General features: G+C 66.1%; 14 protein-coding genes. 4 read left to right on the forward strand and 10 right to left on the reverse strand.

Features of this window, described 5'->3' with window-relative positions; genetic code table 11:
• Nucleotides 1-5: 5 nt before the first annotated feature.
• From BIWAKO_RS30365 to BIWAKO_RS30375, 3 genes are all read right to left on the reverse strand, one after another.
• Nucleotides 6-1103, reverse strand: coding sequence for an ABC transporter substrate-binding protein (locus BIWAKO_RS30365; protein ID WP_244523590.1), 1098 nt, complete (start codon nucleotides 1101-1103; stop codon nucleotides 6-8).
• A gap of 138 nt (nucleotides 1104-1241) precedes the next feature.
• Nucleotides 1242-1910, reverse strand: coding sequence for an aspartate/glutamate racemase family protein (locus BIWAKO_RS30370; protein WP_069881812.1), 669 nt, complete (start codon nucleotides 1908-1910; stop codon nucleotides 1242-1244).
• Complete coding sequence (locus BIWAKO_RS30375; RefSeq protein ID WP_069881813.1) at nucleotides 1910-3364, reverse strand: NAD(P)H-dependent oxidoreductase; 1455 nt, start codon at nucleotides 3362-3364, stop codon at nucleotides 1910-1912. The genes BIWAKO_RS30370 and BIWAKO_RS30375 overlap by 1 nt, the downstream gene beginning before the upstream one ends.
• 425 nt (nucleotides 3365-3789) lie before the next feature.
• On the opposite strand from BIWAKO_RS30375, the gene BIWAKO_RS30385 reads away from it, so the two are divergent.
• Nucleotides 3790-4713 carry a LysR family transcriptional regulator gene (locus BIWAKO_RS30385; protein WP_069881815.1) on the forward strand — a complete coding sequence of 308 codons (924 nt, stop codon included), beginning with the start codon at nucleotides 3790-3792 and terminating at the stop codon, nucleotides 4711-4713.
• A gap of 83 nt (nucleotides 4714-4796) precedes the next feature.
• Here the strand turns inward: BIWAKO_RS30385 and BIWAKO_RS30390 are convergent, their stop codons facing one another.
• The 5 genes from BIWAKO_RS30390 to hisD form a co-directional block, all read right to left on the reverse strand.
• Complete coding sequence (locus BIWAKO_RS30390) at nucleotides 4797-5633, reverse strand: ABC transporter permease (RefSeq protein WP_069881816.1); 837 nt, start codon at nucleotides 5631-5633, stop codon at nucleotides 4797-4799.
• Nucleotides 5630-6799 (reverse strand): ABC transporter permease, encoded by a 1170-nt coding sequence (locus tag BIWAKO_RS30395; RefSeq protein WP_069881817.1) that lies wholly within the window; start codon nucleotides 6797-6799, stop codon nucleotides 5630-5632. The genes BIWAKO_RS30390 and BIWAKO_RS30395 overlap by 4 nt, the downstream gene beginning before the upstream one ends.
• Nucleotides 6796-7860 (reverse strand): ABC transporter ATP-binding protein, encoded by a 1065-nt coding sequence (locus BIWAKO_RS30400; protein ID WP_069882938.1) that lies wholly within the window; start codon nucleotides 7858-7860, stop codon nucleotides 6796-6798. The genes BIWAKO_RS30395 and BIWAKO_RS30400 overlap by 4 nt, the downstream gene beginning before the upstream one ends.
• Before the next feature lie 204 nt (nucleotides 7861-8064).
• Nucleotides 8065-9117, reverse strand: a complete 1053-nt coding sequence (locus BIWAKO_RS30405; RefSeq protein WP_069881818.1) for an ABC transporter substrate-binding protein — start codon at nucleotides 9115-9117, stop codon at nucleotides 8065-8067.
• 125 nt (nucleotides 9118-9242) lie between these two features.
• Nucleotides 9243-10550, reverse strand: coding sequence for a histidinol dehydrogenase (gene hisD, locus BIWAKO_RS30410; RefSeq protein ID WP_069881819.1), 1308 nt, complete (start codon nucleotides 10548-10550; stop codon nucleotides 9243-9245).
• A 137-nt stretch (nucleotides 10551-10687) separates the two neighbouring features.
• Here hisD and BIWAKO_RS30415 point away from each other — a divergent pair, with 137 nt between their 5' ends.
• Nucleotides 10688-11233 carry a cupin domain-containing protein gene (locus BIWAKO_RS30415; protein WP_244523591.1) on the forward strand — a complete coding sequence of 182 codons (546 nt, stop codon included), beginning with the start codon at nucleotides 10688-10690 and terminating at the stop codon, nucleotides 11231-11233.
• A 185-nt stretch (nucleotides 11234-11418) separates the two neighbouring features.
• Here BIWAKO_RS30415 and BIWAKO_RS30420 read toward each other — a convergent pair whose 3' ends face one another.
• Complete coding sequence (locus BIWAKO_RS30420) at nucleotides 11419-12096, reverse strand: formylglycine-generating enzyme family protein (RefSeq protein WP_069881821.1); 678 nt, start codon at nucleotides 12094-12096, stop codon at nucleotides 11419-11421.
• A gap of 167 nt (nucleotides 12097-12263) precedes the next feature.
• The gene (locus BIWAKO_RS30425) at nucleotides 12264-13331 is read right to left on the reverse strand and encodes an NAD(P)H-dependent flavin oxidoreductase (RefSeq protein ID WP_069881822.1); all 1068 of its coding nucleotides are present in this window, start codon (nucleotides 13329-13331) and stop codon (nucleotides 12264-12266) included.
• Nucleotides 13332-13419: 88 nt separating this feature from the next.
• On the opposite strand from BIWAKO_RS30425, the gene BIWAKO_RS30430 reads away from it, so the two are divergent.
• Both BIWAKO_RS30430 and BIWAKO_RS30435 read left to right on the forward strand, forming a co-directional pair.
• Complete coding sequence (locus BIWAKO_RS30430) at nucleotides 13420-14337, forward strand: LysR family transcriptional regulator (RefSeq protein ID WP_069881823.1); 918 nt, start codon at nucleotides 13420-13422, stop codon at nucleotides 14335-14337.
• Nucleotides 14321-15490: a YbfB/YjiJ family MFS transporter gene (locus BIWAKO_RS30435; protein WP_069881824.1), complete on the forward strand. Its 1170-nt coding sequence runs from the start codon at nucleotides 14321-14323 to the stop codon at nucleotides 15488-15490. Before BIWAKO_RS30430 ends, BIWAKO_RS30435 begins: the two co-directional genes overlap by 17 nt.
• The last annotated feature ends 135 nt before the right edge of the window (nucleotides 15491-15625 follow it).

The raw sequence follows: 15625 nt of genomic DNA on the forward strand, positions 1-15625 counted from the left end.
GCCGCTCAGCGGCGCATCGCCTGCTTCCAGCGGGTGAAGAAATCCGCGCGCTTGGTCTTATCGAGATTCTCGAGCAGCGCCGCATCGAGCGCGATCGGCTGCAGCTTGCCATTCGCGAGCTCGTTCAGGCTCTTGAAATTGGGCACGCCCTCGACATCGCTGCGGACAGAGGGAAGTCCGGATTCACCCATCACCTTCTGCCCCTCCTGGGAGAGCATGAAGTCGATCAGGAGCCTGGCCGCATTGGGATGCGGCGCGTTCTTGGCGATCAGCGCCGCACGCGAGACAGCGCTCGTGCGCTCGTCGGAATAGATGATGCCCAGCGTCGGATTGGCCTTCACCCATTCGGTCGCGTAGGCGCCATTGACGTAGAAGGCGATGATCTCCTCTCCGGAAACCACCTTCTCGCGCATCTGGCCGGAATTGGAGTAGATCTTGCCGCCGGCCTCGCCAAAGGCGGACATCAAGCTCCAGAAGCCGGGATTGTGGCGCATGTCGTCCTGCATGGCGACATAGCCCTGCCCCGACTTCTCCGGGTCCCAGCTTGCGACCTTGCCCCGGAAGACCTCCTTGTTTTCCTTCATGAGCCGCGTCAGGTCGGCCAGGTTCTTCGGCACCATCGCTGCCGGCACGAGCTTCTTGTTGTAGAGGATCACGCCCGGCTCGATCGACGTCAGATAGGCGGCGTCCTTGTACTTCGCGAAACCGGGCAGGTTCTGAGCCTCGGGCGACGCATAGCTTTCCGCCAAGCCATCCTCGACGAGCCGCACCTGGAGATCGAGGCCGACCGACCAGACCACGTCGCCGCCGACCTGCCTTGCCGCGAACTCGCTGACCACGCGGTTGTAGATCGCCGTGTTCGAGAGGTCGTTATAGTCGATCGTGACGCCCGGATATTTCTTCTGGAACGCACTGATCAGCGCGTTGGCCTGCCCGGAATCGGTCGGCGAGTAGACGACGACCTTCCCCTCCTTCTTCGCCGCCGCCACCATGTCCGCATAGGCGGCCGGATAGGTCGTCGACGCCGATTGAGCCAGCGCCCCTGTTGCCGCGAAAGCAGCCAGGGCCACCGCGGCACAGGTCGTCTTCAAAAAGCCGGGCATCTCCATCTCCTCCTTGGTCGGGAGCCCTCGTTGATCGGAGCCCCATGATTGATCTGCGGGATATCAGGTCTTGGTCTCGGGGTAGCGCTGCTTGGATTCGGTCTTCATCGGAATGAGGCTTGGATGCCCGAAACGGCATCAGCCCCTTGTGACTAACGCGCGCATTCGGGCAACGGCCGCGTCAGGGGCCGACAGCACGGGAATATCGACGACCGCGCGCACCGCGACGGCCGCGCGCGAGGTCGAAAAATGCGCCAGCATGATCGCGTCGTGGCCGCCCAGATCGCGCGCGCGTTCGGCAACCAGGCGATTATGGCTGTCGGCGTCGCCCCTGTTGAGACGTGAGATGGCGTCGTCGACGACGATCGTATCGAGGGTTGCCGCAGCCCGCGCCTCCGACACGAAGGCCTCGAACTCGCGGGTCATGGTCGAGACGGCGGGCGCAAAGGTCGCCAGCATTCCGATGCGGCCGCCGGTGGCGATGGCCTGGCGGAACATCGCCTCGTTGGGCTTCACCACCGGAATAGGTAGCGTCTGCGCCATGCGCTCGATCGCCGGGCCGAAGGCCGAGCAGGTGACAAGGATGCCATCGGCGCCGATGCGGCGGGCATAGCGGCCGAAATCGACGAAGCGCTCCGTCAGCCCTTCAGACAGATCCGCCCCATCCCTGGCACGATCGGTCGTCAGGCTGTCGTCCAGCAGATTCACGGGCTCCGCCTCCGGCCACAGGCGCGCCATTGCCCCCATGACCGGCTCGATCGCCACCGGCGTCGCGTGGAACAGGACGATCCGGGGGGAAGCCGCCATCAGACCTTTTCCAATCTTGGGGCGGCAACGGCCGGTTCCTGCGTCAGAAAGGTCTGGTCCTGCCGCCGCCTCAGGCCCCAGAGCGGCGAGCCTGCGGGCTCCTCGACCATGTCATAGGTTATCGCCGTCCCGGCCGGGATATCCACCAAGGCGCGGTTCCCGACGAGCAGATGCGAGCACGCCAGATTGCCGGGCGCGACGGGCTGTGCGGGCACAATGCGCGCGACCAGCTGCGGGCTGTGATCGTTGCCGAAGACTTCGCCCGCCTGAATGTCGCGCGCGGCGATTTTCACCAGATCGTAGCGCGGCAGGTAGTCGTCCGAGCCGGTATCGATGCCAAGCAGGCCGGCCATCAGGATCGAGGTCGACGTCTCGACGCCGCACAGATGATAGGGCCGGTAGATCACTGCGGCAGTGTCGTCGTAATTGGCGATCTGCCCCTTCGTCGTCAGGACGTGGTTCGAATAGGCGTTGTCGCAGCGCACGACCAGAAAGACGCCGCCGCCGAGGCCCGACTCCGTGGGGGCCCGCAGGCAGGTGGCGAGGTCGATCTTGCCGGCGCGATCGAACAGGCCGCCATGCTCCTGCTCGCAATAGGCGACCGGAATTTCCGTGATGCGCAACGGCGCATGAATGAGCGTATCGACCGCCGGAGACAGGCCGGTATAGTTTGCGGCGATCGTCATCTCGCAAAGATCGTAGGAGCCAGGCTGCGGCAGTTTATTCAATATTGCCGTGCGTCGCGCGACATAGTCCTGCGTGAGCCCCTGGGGGATCATCTGCAGATATTGGCGATCTTCGGGGTCGACGACGAACGAGGCCTGATAGGGTGAATGTATCGGCTTGTCGGTGACGACGCGCGCGACACCCGTTTCATCGTCGTAGATGAACTCTCCATCCGTGGCCTTGCCCCCACTGATGACCGTCAGGCCCACGGATTTGGCCCATTCATAGAACTGGATGAACAGGCCGTGCTGGTCGCCGTCCACCGGCGTGTAGACGACCCCCGCCTCGCGGGCGAGCTTCTTCAGCATCGGGCCGACGGTGACGTCGCAATCCTTGGTGATCATGGCGACGTGCTTGCGATTTTCGATCGCTCTCAGCGCATAGACGACGCTCGCCTCGGCAATTCCGGTGCTTTCGCAGACCACGTCGACCGAAGGCAGATCGACCACGATCAGGGGCTTGTCGGTGTAGACCCGCTTGCCGGCCTCGATCGCGCTCTGCGCAGCCTCGACACTGTCGGCATAGGCAATGGTCGCGGGCTCGAAGCCGGCCTTCAGATACGCGCCCCTGGCTGCGTCCAGCGAAATATCCGCAACGATGACAACCGAGAGACGCGGGGTATGGGGATCCTGCGTGACGATGGCGGTGCCATAGTTGCCGGCGCCGATGACGCCGGCCCGCACCTGGCCGTCCCTGGCGAATTTCGAATAGAGGTGATGATAGACCATAGGGGCAATATCCGCGTGCGTTGAGGGAAGTCGGCTGCAATCACAGGGATGATCAGGGGCCGGCCCTTGAGGTGTGTTCGGGGGTTGTGCTGAACGGCGTCCGGCTGCGCCCGCTCACCCACCGGGGAATGCAGGCCAGGGGCGGCGCTCAGTGCAAAGATGGGCGGCGCGACGCGGCCCTGTACGAAAACACCGCGTTTGCCGCAGCCGGCCGGACTGCGAGCGCAACGCGCGCCCGGCGATCCCTCGCGTTCTTCCTCGATCCCATCCTGTCCTCCCTGCCGGATGTGCCGAGCCATTTCTTCAAGCCGGCTTCATCCGAAAATCGCTTCGCAGCCCAAGGAGCGTAGCGTTCCCCGCTGGTAAAACAATTCGCAAAATCCTACTGATTGGTCAGGATTTCAGACCAGCAGGAGAGCGTCGCAATGGACGTCATCGGCGGCATCAACATGAAGGTGCTTCAGACCTTCCTGGTGGTTGCGGAAAAGGGCAGCTTCCGGGTCGCCGCGGAGACGCTCAACCGCTCGCACTCGGCCGTATGCGCCCAGATCATGCAGATCGAGGCGCAGCTCGGCGTGACCCTTTTCGAGCGGACGACGCGCAGCGTGAAGCTGACCGTGGAGGGGAGTCATCTCCGCGACAGCACGCGAAAGGCCTTTTACGAGATCAATCTCGGCCTGCGCCGGATCCGCGAGGAGAGCGACGCCAAGCGTGGCCAGTTATCCCTGGCCTGCTCTTCGCACATGGCTTCCATTCACCTGCCCCCGGTGCTGACCGAGTTCGTGCGGGCTTACCCCGGCATCGCCGTCACGGTCCGGGAGCTGACATCGCGGGATCTCTACGAGGCCCTGCGGCAGAAGGAAGTCGACTTCGCGATCGGGCCCGAGGACGAGGACACGACGTTCGACTTCACGACGATCATGGTCGAGCCGCTCCAGGCCCTGGTGCCGCACCATTTTCTCGATCGCCCGCGCGACAGCATCACCCTGACCGAACTGTCGCAACTTCCGATGCTCGTGCAGACCCGGGAGACCGCGGTGCGCAGGCTCCTCGACGAGGCCATGCAGAATCTCGGACTGGAGGTGCCCACACGATACCAGTTCATCCAGTCCGAGACGGTCATCGCGATGGCCGAGGCTGGCCTGGGCGTCGCCGTGCAGCCCGCATCCCGGCTTGATAGTGCCAGTCTCAAGGCAACGGCGGTGCTGAAACTGACAGAACCGAGCATTACGCGCAGCATGGCGCTGATCACGCTGCGCAAGCAGAAGCTGTCGCCCGCGGCGCAGAGTCTCGCCGACAAGATCGTGCACGATGTCCGCAAGATGACCGATTTTCACGGCAATGCGTGACGCGCGGCAACTCCGCCAGGCGCTGCCGGACGATTGCCCGTGATGCCCGGCCTCGACGCCCGCCTGGGCGCCGGGGCCGGGTCTCAAGCCTCGCTCGGCTCAGCCCTTTGCTTCCTGCGCAGCGCGGTGAAGAGCGAGGCGCCCTTCACGGCCAGCAGCAGGGCGAAGGTCAGGATCATGATGATGAAGGCCGCGGCCGCGATCGCCGGACTGATGTTTTCGCGCAGCGAGGAGAACATCTGACGGGCGAGCGTGGTCTGGTTGGGGCCCGCGACGAAGAGCGTGATCACCACCTCGTCGAGCGAGGTCGCGAAGGCAAAGACCGCGCCGGTCAGGATGCCGGGCATGGCAAGCGGCAGCGTCACGCCGCGGAAGACCTTGACCGGCGAGGCGCCGAGACTGGCCGCGGCACGCTCGAGTGCCGGGTCGATGCTGGCCAGCGCGCTCGCGACATTGACGAGAACGAAGGGCACGCACAGCACCGCATGCGCAATGATGACGCCGAGATAGCTCGAGGCCAGCCCCATGCGGGCGTAGAGGATCTGCATGCCGACGCCGAGCACGACCGCCGGCACCACCATCGGCAGCAGGAAGACCGAGCGCAGCAGGCCTGAGAACGGCAGGAGCTCGCGCCGGAGCCCAAGCGCCGCCAGCGTTCCGACCACCGTTGCGACGACCGTCGCGCCCGTGCCGATGATCAGCGAATTGACGATCGCCCGGGTCCAGGCCTGGCTTTCGGCCAGCGCGCCGAACCAGCGCAGCGAGGGGCCGCTGATCGGATAGACCAGGAAGACGCTGTCGGTGAAGGCGAGCGGCAGGATCGCGACGAGCGGCAGCAGCAGGAAGGCGACGGCAAGCGCCGCGAAGGCGAGCCGCACAGCATTGAAAGCCGTGCCGCCGGGGCGGGTCACGCCGCTCATGTCTGCACCAGCGGCGTGCGCGAAAGCCGGCCGTAGAGGATGTAGAGCACGGTCGTCGGCACCAGCAGGAAGAGGCCAAGCGCGCCCGCCATGCCCCAGTTCGCCGTTCCGGTGGCGTAGAAGGCGATAACCGAGCTGATCATCTGGTCGCCGGCTCCACCGGTCAGGGCAGGCGTGATGTAGTAACCGAGCGCCACCATGAAGACGAGCAGCGAGCCTGAGAGCAGACCAGGCATCGCGAGCGGCAGCAGGACATGGCGGAAGGCCTGCAGCGGGGCGGCGCCCAGCGCCGCGGCGGCCGGCATCAGGTTGCGCGGGATCGCGATCAGGCTCGCATAGATCGGAAGCACCATCAGCGGCAGCAGGACATGCGTCATGGCGATCAACACGCCGGTGCGGTTGTAGATCAGCGAGAGCGGCGTCTCGATCAGCCCGAGCGCACGCAGCGTCTGGTTGATGAGCCCGTTATCCTGCAGCAGGATCAGCCAGGCTGCCGTGCGCACCAGCAGCGATGTCCAGAGCGGCAGCAGCACGGCGATGAGCAGCGCATTGCGCTTCCAGCCCGACACGCTCGCCGCCAGCATCGCGAAGGGCAAGCCGATCGCCGCGCAGAGCAGCGTGACCTGGCCGGCAATGACGAAGGTGCGCAGCATGATCGCGCGGTTGACGGCGAAATCGGCTTCGACGGGCTCGATCCGCGCCTCGTCATTGCGCTTGAGGTCGACCGCCGCCAGCAGATTGGCATCGGTATAGGCCGGCATGCTGCGCTTCAGCGCCAGCCAATAGCCCTGCTCGTTCCAGCGCGGGTCGACAGCGGCCAGATCGACCACATCGGTTTCGCCGGCCTCGCGCACGGCCCGCGCCGTCCGGGGCAGCAGCGTGCGGAAACCGGCCTGCTGGCTGTTCAGCGTGCGGACCGCATCGCCGAAGCGCTCCTGCGGCGTGTCCGTCCGCAAGTCCCGAATGAGCGCCGCCTGCAAGGACGCCGGCGGCGGGCCCCCGCCATCCCAGCTTGCGATCGCAGTCGCCGTCTGCGGAAAGGCCAGGCGCACCGTGCCGCCCTGCACCGCCGTAGAGATCATCATCCAGAGCGGCCAGAGAAAGAAGAAGCCGAGGAAGAGCACCAGCGGCAGGATCAGGAGCAGGGCCTTGAAGCGCGCGCTCATGGCGCCACCAGCGAACAATCGCCGGGCGCGAAGCTGGCGAAGGCCGTGCTGTCGATCGGCGGGGCCGCATCGCGACGCCCGGCCCGGGCAATGAGGCGGCTCTCCCCGAAGGCGAGATGCAGGCGGATATGGTCGCCATGGTAGACATGGTCTTCGACCGTCACCCGCAAGGCGTTCGCGGCAGCAGCGTCCTGCACGAGATGCAGCATTTCGGGGCGGACCGAGACCATGACCTCGCTGCCGGGTTCAAACGGCCCTGCCCTGTCGCAGCTCACGCTCCCGCCGGAGGCGAGCGCAACCGTCGCGGCCTCGCCCTGGCGCTGCGAGACCCGCCCCGCCAGCAGATTGGTCTCGCCGATGAACTCGGCGACGAAGCGTGTCTGCGGCCTGTCATAGAGACCCGAGGGCGTATCGAACTGCTCGATCTTGCCGCGGTTCAGCACCGCGACACGGTCCGACATGGTCAGAGCCTCGCCCTGATCATGGGTCACGAAGATCACGGTCAGCCCGAGTTCGCGATGCAGCCCACGGATCTCGAGCTGCATATGCTCGCGCAACTGCTTGTCGAGCGCGCTCAGCGGCTCGTCCATCAGCACGACCTTGGGCTCGTAGACCAGGGCCCGCGAGAGCGCGATGCGCTGCTGCTGGCCGCCGGAGAGCTGCGAGGGCCGGCGGTCGGCGAGATGGCCCAGGCGCACCAGATCGAGCGCGCGCTTCACCCTTGCCTCACGCTCCGCCCTGGCGACGCCGCGCATCTTGAGGGGAAAGCCGACATTCTCGGCGATCGTCATATGCGGGAAGAGCGCGTAATTCTGGAAGACGACGCCCATCTCGCGCTTGTGCGGCGGCAGATGCTCGACGCGCCGCCCGTCGACATGGATGCGCCCCCCGGACGGCGCCTCGAAACCGGCGAGCATCATCAGGAGCGTCGTCTTGCCCGAGCCCGAGGGGCCGAGAAGGCTGACGAACTCGCCCCGCGCGACATGGAAGTCGAGGGCGTCAACCACCGTGACCGTGCCGAATACCTTGCTGATGGCCTCGAAATGAATGAACGGATCCAGATCTCGCAAATGATCAATCTTCCCGTGAGGATGAGGCGAAGCCGTCGCGGCCGCGACGAGGCACCGGTCGGAGACGGCGCCATGCCGGGCGGATGACGGGGGCGGCCCCGGACACGATCTGGCGTGCCCGGGACGCGTCGCATGACAAGCGGCCAGGCGAAGGCGGCCGGTGGCCGCCCTCGCTTACCGCCCGATTTGCCGGCCCTATTTGCCGACCCAGGCGTTGAAGCGCTTGGTCAGGTCCTCGATATTGTCGTTCCAGTAGTCGACATCGATCGCGATCGCATTCTCGAGATTTTGCGGCGCGGTCGGCAGATCCACGGCGAGATCGGCCGGGACGGCGGCTGCGGCAGCCTTGCTGGGCAGGCCATAGGCGATGTCCTGCGGCAGTTTGGACTGGTTCTCCGGCAGGCTGGCGAAGGCGATGAAGTCCATCGCCTGGTCCTTGTTCGGGCTTCCCTTCAGGATCACCCAGCTGTCGACGGCGTAGATCGAGCCCGGCCAGACGGTCTTGAACTTGGTGCCCTCGGTCTTGTTGATGCCGCTGATGCGGCCGTTATAGGCCGAGGTCATCACGACCTGGCCGGATTTCAGCAGCTGCAGCGGCTGCGCGCCCGATTCCCACCAGACGATATCGGACTTGATCTCGTCGAGCTTCTTGAAGGCGCGGTCGACGCCGCCCTTCTCGCGCAGCGTCTTGTAGACGTCCTTCGGCGCGACGCCATCGGCCATCAGCGCGAATTCGAGCGCGTATTTCGGGCCCCGGCGCAGGGCGCGCTTGCCCGGAAAGGTCTTGGTGTCCCAGAAGTCCTTCCAGGAGGTCGGCGCCGTCTTCAGCTTCTCGGAATCGTAGGAGAGCAGCGTCGACCAGACGATGGCCCCGACGCCGCAATCGCTGACCGCACTCGGCAGGAACTTGTCCTTGCCGCCGAGCTTGCCCCAGTCGAGCTTCTCGTAGAGGCCGTCGGCGCAGCCGATGGCGAGTTCATCGGCCTCGACCTGCACGGCGTCCCAGTTCGGCGTACCCGCCTTCACCTTGGCCTGGATGACGCCGACGCCACCATCCCAGGATTCGTCGAGGACCGGCTTGCCGGCCTTTTCCGCGAAGGGCTTGAAATAGATCTTGCGCTGCGCGTCCTGGTAGTTGCCGCCCCAGGATACGACGGTGAGATCGCGGGCCGACGCCGCGCCGAGGCCGGCGATGACGAGCCCCGCCGCGAGCGCGGTGCTGCCGAGTATGGACTTCAGAAACGTCATGGATCTTCTCCCTGCTTCTGCTGCAGCGATCCCCCCGCCCCTCGCGGTTGGGATCGTCGTTGCCCCTATTGGAGCCCCGTTTATCGCGGTGCGATAGAGGGGCTTCCCGAAAAACTTCGCGCCGATCAGGCTCCGATCTCGCTCAGGAGCTGCGCCGGCGCGAGCCGCAGCGCCGCCGCTCGCCGGTGCCCTTCCAGGCCTTCGCTGGCGCTCTGGCGCATGGCCGGCGGGGCGACGGCCGCCACGCCGCGCTCGTCGAGCCATTGATGCGTGCAGGTCTTGAGATAGGAGCCGACCCAGAGGCCGCCGGTATAGCGCCCGGCCGCCATGGTCGGCAGCGTGTGGTTCGTGCCGCAGCATTTGTCGGAATAGACCACGCTGGCTGCGACTCCGATGAAGATCGAGCCGAAATTGCGCAGCTTCGCCGCCGTCGCATGCGGGTCGCGGGTATGCACCTCGAGATGCTCCGCGGCGATATGGTCGGAATAGGCCAGCATCGCGGCCTCATCGGCGCAGACGACGATCTCGCCATAGTCGCGCCAGGCGGCGGCGGCGACCGGCGCGGTCGAAAGGTTGCCGAGCTGCCGCTCGATCTCGACGAGCACCTTGTCCGCCAGGGCGCGGTCCGTGGTGATCAGGCCGACGCGGGTGCGCACGTCATGCTCGGCTTGCGCCAGGAGGTCGACCGCGATCGTCACCGCATCGCCGGTCTCGTCGGCGACGACGAAGATCTCGCTCGGCCCGGCGAGCTGGTCGATGCCGACCAGCCCGAAGACCTGCCGCTTGGCCTCATTCACATAGGCGTTGCCCGGGCCGACGATCTTGTCGACCGCCGGAATGGTCCCCGTGCCGAAGGCCATCGCGGCGATCGCCTGCGCACCGCCGACGCGAAAGATCCGGTCGGCGCCGGAGAGATGACAGCCGGCGATCATCGCGGGATGGGCACCGGGCGGCAGGCAGGCGATGACCTCGTCGCAGCCGGCGACCTTGGCCGGCACGATCGTCATGATCGGCGCCGAGAGCAGCGGATAGCGCCCGCCCGGCACATAGGCGCCGACGCGGGCGATGGGGATGATGCGGTGGCCGAGATGCAGGCCGGGCAGCGGCTCGATCTCCAGGGGCAGCAGGGTCTGGCGCTGCGCCTCGGCAAAGGCCCGCACGCGCTCGATCGCGAACTCGGTGTCGGCGCGGGTCTGTGTCTCCAACCCGTCCAGCGCGGCGGCGCGCTCGGCGGGCGTGACTTCGAAGGCGTCGATCTCGAGCTTGTCGAATTCGCGGGAATAGTGCCGCAGGGCCGCGTCGCCATCCCGCCGCACGGCCTCCAGAACCGCCTTCACCGTGGTCTCGACCGGGGTGTTGTCGCTCCAGGCGCTGCGCTGCGGCGCCTTGATGCGCGTGATCCGGGCTTCCTGGGCGGGATCGGATTTGGACATGCAGGCTGCTTCCGGTGAGCGGGAGAGAGCGGCAAGCTTCTGCGCCACGCGGCGACAAGGCAAGGAGGCCAGCAGGGGCGTTGAAGATATTCACCAGCTGGGCTCAGATGCGGCCCCCGCGTGAAGGAGGCCTCCCCATGAAGATCGGCGACCGTTTGAGGGAGCTTCGCCTGCGCCGCCAGCTCAGCGTCCGGGCCGTCGCCTTGCGTTCAGGGATTTCCCACTCGTCGATTTCGCTGATCGAGCGCGACCTGATCAGCCCTTCGCTCGACACGCTGCATGCCGTGCTCGACGCGCTCGGCACGACCATGTCGGGCTTCTTTCTGGATTTTCATGCGATCTCGCCGCCAAATCCCTTCTGCCGTGCGGCCGAAATGACGGAAATCGGCCGGGCCGACGCGATCTCCTACCGCGTCATCGGAACCGGCTTTCCCAACCGCTCGATGCTGATGCTGCACGAGACCTACGCGCCCGGCGCCGATACGGGCGAGGCCTTCTCCCATTCGGCCCAGGAAGGCGGCCTCGTCATCCGCGGCGCGGTCGAGGTCACCGTCGCGGGCCGGTCATCGATCCTGCAGCCCGGCGATGGTTATTATTTCGACAGCCGGGAGCCGCATCGGTTCCGGAACGCCTCGAGCGAACCGAGCGAGATCGTCAGCGCCATCACGCCCCCAACCTATTGATCCCCGGAACCGTGCGGGCAACGGACGGGTATGGTCCCAAAGCAGGCGTTATCATTGGGCTGGCCAGATTTCGCTCTCGCCCCTGGATCATCGGACCGGATATCGTATCCTGTCCGATGATCTAACGTTTTGTCTTTGCATCGGCTTTGCCCCGAAAACCGCAATCCGCTTTTCGGGCCGATGCTTTAGCTGCCCATCCGCCCGTCTGTTCCCGACACTCCAGCGTTTGCGCAGAGGCGGAAGCCCAGATCGTCGACCCGGAAGGTGGGGTGGCTTCGACGGCGATTGGTTGCCAGGCAACCTCTTTCGCGGTCTGCCCAACCGCCGCCACGGAAGATGCGGTAGGCGCCGTAGATCTGAGGGTCGTACTGGTCGGAGCACCACTCCCATACGTTGCCGAGCATATCGTAGAGACCCCAGGCATTGGATTGCTTGCCGCCAACGGGCTGGGGTCGCTCGCCCGAGTTATCGGCGAACCAGGCGATATCGCCGAGGTGGCCATAGCGCGGCCCGCGCGTTCCCGCACGGCAGGCGTGTTCCCACTCTGCCTCAGTGGGAAGGCGATATCCGTCGGCATCGGCGAGGAGATCAGCGCCTTGCGCGTCGTCGTGGATGACATAGGCCGCAGTGAGGCCCCGTTTTCCGGACAGTTGATTGCAGAACGCAACCGCGTCGAGCCAGGAGACGCTTTCTACAGGGCATCTGGCGTCCACATGGGATGAAGGCCAACTCCCCGTGACCTCGGCGTAGAGGGCCTGCGTCACCGGGGCGGCTCCAATCCTGAAGGATTCCAGCGCGACATCCCAGCGCCGCTGGGTGCGGTCGTCCCTCAGCGCCACGATGCCGGCCGGGATCGTGAGCATCCGAAGGCTTAGCGATTCCCGAAACTCGTCCACGATCTCTCGTCAGCCATTGCGGCGCGCGACAATCTGCTTGATGGCCCGATCTTCCGCAAACCACTCGGGCCTTGCGGCCGCAGCGGCTTTCCCGATATCCGCAATCCGCTTTTCAGGCAGATGGCAGCGGCCCGTCATTGCCCCTGGGGTGGGAAGGGCGCCGCCTTCAACTCGCGCAGCAATGTAGCGACGAGCTCGGCCGCCGGCATGGCACGGGCGAGCGGAGCGCCCTGCCCGGCCCATTGGGCGCCGAAACCGTGTTCGCCCCTGGCCTTTGCGGCGGCATGGAGGGCCTTTCCGGCGTCATAGGCGATCGGGTAATCCGGCGGCAGCCGGCCTGCGACGCTTTGCTGAAGCTCCGTAAAGCGATTGGCGAGGCAGCGCGCCGGCCGGCCCGAGATCAGCGCTGTCAGCCGGGTGTGATAGGCGCCGGGGCCTGCGAGCGCCGCACGATAGGCATCATCGGCCGCCGATTCCGGACAGGCGATGAAAGCCGTGCCGAGCTGGGCGGCGACAGCACCGAGGGTGAGTGCGGCAGCAATGCCGGCTCCATCCATGATGCCGCCGGCGGCGATGACCGGCAGCGTGCTGTTCGCCACCAGGAGGCGCGTCAGGGCGACAGTTCCCAGCGCATCATCGGGAGCGGCCGGATCGAACACGCCGCGATGCCCGCCGGCCTCGATGCCCTGTGCGACGATCGCGTCGATCCCGGCCGCCTCGATCTGCCTTGCCTCTTCGAGGTTGGTCGCCGTGGCGAGGAGCGTCGTGCCCGCGCCCTTCAAGCGCTGAATGGCTTGCTGCGACGGCAGGCCGAAATGGAAACTGACGACCGGCGGCCTCGCCTCGACCAGCATCGAGAGCATGTCGGCATCATCGGCGAAGCTCTTGTAGATCGTGCGCAGCGTCGTCGGAGGCGCGACGCCAAACTCCGAAAAGAGCGGTGCCAGCCAGTGCAGCCATGCCTTCTCACGCTCCGGATCCGGCTGTGCCGGGCCGTGCACGAAGACATTGACGTTGAACGCGCGCTCGGTCCGCGCTCTCAGATCAGCGATCATCGCGCCGGCGCCTGCGGCATCCGTCGCACCGACACCGATCGAGCCGAGCCCTCCCGCATTGGACACGGCGGCAGCAAGGGCAGGGGTCGAAACACCCGCCATCGGCGCCTGCACGATCGGCACCTCAACGCCCAGCTTGCTCAACATCCCGGCCTCCTGCGCTCCGCAACATCGTTGACTTAAATTCTCAAAAAGAGAATGTTGATGTCAATTGATTTCTTAATGGAGAATTTTGATGGATTTCGCCGCGCTCGCGGTCTTCCGGACCGTCGCCAAGGAGCAGAGCGTGACCCGGGCCGCCGAGCTGCTTGGGCGTGTGCCTTCGAATGTCACGACCCGCATCCAGCAGATCGAGGAGGCGGTCGGCGTGCCGCTGTTCCTGCGCGAGCGGAAGGGCATGACGCTGACCGCGGCAGGCCGGACCTATCTCGACTATGCGGACCGGATCCTGAACCTGGCCGATGAAGCCATTCAGGTCGTCAATCCGGCGGGGCCTGCCGGCGTGCTGCGCATCGGCTCGATGGAATGCACCGTCGCAAGCCGACTGCCCGTGCCGCTGGCCCGCTTCAACCAACGCTGGCCCGAGGTCACGATCGACCTGTCGACGGCGCCGACCAGGCAGCTGATCGACTCTCTCCTTGCCCATCGCATCGATGCCGCACTGATCGCTGTCCCATCAGGCGAGTGGTGGCTCGGCCCGCAGGATCTCGACACTGTGCCGGTCTTCCGCGAGGACCTCGTGCTCGTGCTTCCGCCGGGGCATCCCGAGGTGCGGCACGCAGCAGACCTCAAGCCCAAGGCGCTCGCCGCCTTTGCGCCGGGCTGCACCTACCGCATGCTCGCCGAGGAATGGCTGACCGGCTTCGGCACGGTGAAGGGGCGTTTCTCGATCCATGAGGTCCGCTCCTATCACGCCATGTTCGCCTGCACGGCCGCGGGCTCCTGTTTCAGCATCATGCCCCGCTCCGTGCTCGATCTTCTCCGTCACACAGGTGCCGTCGAGGAGAAGGCGCTGATGCGGGTCGATACCTATCTTGCCTGCCGGCCGGGATTTTCGACGCCCGCCTTCACCGCATTCCGCGACCTGCTTGCCGGTTTCTCCGACATCGAGGCTGGGGCCATCGAGGTTCGGGCCGATGCCGGGAACCCATGAACGAGAGGCCACGATCGCGGCCGCGCTCGTGCTCGTGATCGGCATGGGCTTTGGCCGGTTCGCCTTCACCGGCCTCTATCCGCTGATGATTTCCGATCACGCCATCTCCGTGCAGGGCGGTTCCTATGCGGCCGCAGCCAATTATGCCGGATATCTGGCCGGCGCCTTGCTGAGCGCGGTCGTGACCGGCATCCCGAGCCGGAGGCTTTGTGCTCTCGCCGTCATTTCGACCGTCGCCCTGCTCGGCGCGCTCGCCCTGCCATTGCCGGAATGGGCGATCGTCAGCGTGCGCGGCCTTGCCGGCATCTCGAGCGCGTTTGCCATGGTGGCCGCCTCCCATTGGCTGATCCATGATCGCAAGCATCATCAGGGAGCACCCGCCCTCTTCGCCGGCGTCGGCATCGGCATTGTGCTGTCGGCGGAGCTGATCGCCCTTGCGCATCTCAACGCGCTGACCAGCCGGGCAATCTGGCTCACCCTTGCCGTTGCAGCGGGGGCTCTCGCGGCTGCTGCCGTGATCCTGCAGCGGCGCGCCGACCGGGCATCGGCGCCTGCGCCCCAGCCCCTTTCGGTGCGCGGGCAAGCCGATGGCGCGCAGCTGCTCGCGCCCCTGAGGCTGATCGTGATCTATGGGCTGGCCGGGTTCGGCTACATCATCACCGCGACCTATCTCCCCCTTCTGGTCGGACAGGTCCTCACCGCCACCGATCCCGTGCATATCTGGGCGGTCTTCGGGCTTGGCGCCGTGCCGTCCTGCTTCTTCTGGCATGCCATGCACGAGCGCTTCGGCACGCGTCGCAGCCTGGCCAGCAATCTGGTGGTTCAAGCGATCGGCGTCGCGCTGCCTGTGCTGCACACGCCCGCAGCCTACCTGCTGAGCGCATTGCTCGTCGGCGGGACCTTCATGGGCACGGCGACGATCGCCATGCCGGCCGCGCGCAAGGTGGCCGCAGTGGTCCGTTTCAATATGCTGGCGCTGATGACCGCCGCCTTCGGCATCGGGCAGATTGTCGGCCCGCTCATGGCCAATGCGATCTATGCCAGGACGCAGGCGTTCGACATCTCCCTGAGCATCGCCGCCGCATCGCTGGTTGCCGGCGCCGTTCTGTGCGCGGATCTTCCCCGCAACAAGGCGCGATCGCATCCAGTCTGACTGCGCCGCCGGGGCGATCATCTCTCGGATCGCGTCACGGTCCCGACCCGGCTCTTGCGATCCCCCCGGGGATCGAGAACAGGCATTCTTGCCGCTGCGTGACAAGCTGCATAACATGGTGATGCCGGCGAGGTC

Source organism: Bosea sp. BIWAKO-01, assembly GCF_001748145.1.
Lineage (GTDB): Bacteria > Pseudomonadota > Alphaproteobacteria > Rhizobiales > Beijerinckiaceae > Allobosea.

Coding starts and splice junctions, on each gene's coding strand:
- BIWAKO_RS30365 (WP_244523590.1), bottom strand. CDS start 1,103: ATGCCCGGCTTTTTGAAGACGACCTGTGCCGCGGTGGCCCTGGCTGCT.
- BIWAKO_RS30370 (WP_069881812.1), bottom strand. CDS start 1,910: ATGGCGGCTTCCCCCCGGATCGTCCTGTTCCACGCGACGCCGGTGGCG.
- BIWAKO_RS30375 (WP_069881813.1), bottom strand. CDS start 3,364: ATGGTCTATCATCACCTCTATTCGAAATTCGCCAGGGACGGCCAGGTG.
- BIWAKO_RS30385 (WP_069881815.1), top strand. CDS start 3,790: ATGGACGTCATCGGCGGCATCAACATGAAGGTGCTTCAGACCTTCCTG.
- BIWAKO_RS30390 (WP_069881816.1), bottom strand. CDS start 5,633: ATGAGCGGCGTGACCCGCCCCGGCGGCACGGCTTTCAATGCTGTGCGG.
- BIWAKO_RS30395 (WP_069881817.1), bottom strand. CDS start 6,799: ATGAGCGCGCGCTTCAAGGCCCTGCTCCTGATCCTGCCGCTGGTGCTC.
- BIWAKO_RS30405 (WP_069881818.1), bottom strand. CDS start 9,117: ATGACGTTTCTGAAGTCCATACTCGGCAGCACCGCGCTCGCGGCGGGG.
- hisD (WP_069881819.1), bottom strand. CDS start 10,550: ATGTCCAAATCCGATCCCGCCCAGGAAGCCCGGATCACGCGCATCAAG.
- BIWAKO_RS30415 (WP_244523591.1), top strand. CDS start 10,688: ATGAAGATCGGCGACCGTTTGAGGGAGCTTCGCCTGCGCCGCCAGCTC.
- BIWAKO_RS30420 (WP_069881821.1), bottom strand. CDS start 12,096: ATGCTCACGATCCCGGCCGGCATCGTGGCGCTGAGGGACGACCGCACC.
- BIWAKO_RS30425 (WP_069881822.1), bottom strand. CDS start 13,331: ATGTTGAGCAAGCTGGGCGTTGAGGTGCCGATCGTGCAGGCGCCGATG.
- BIWAKO_RS30430 (WP_069881823.1), top strand. CDS start 13,420: ATGGATTTCGCCGCGCTCGCGGTCTTCCGGACCGTCGCCAAGGAGCAG.
- BIWAKO_RS30435 (WP_069881824.1), top strand. CDS start 14,321: ATGCCGGGAACCCATGAACGAGAGGCCACGATCGCGGCCGCGCTCGTG.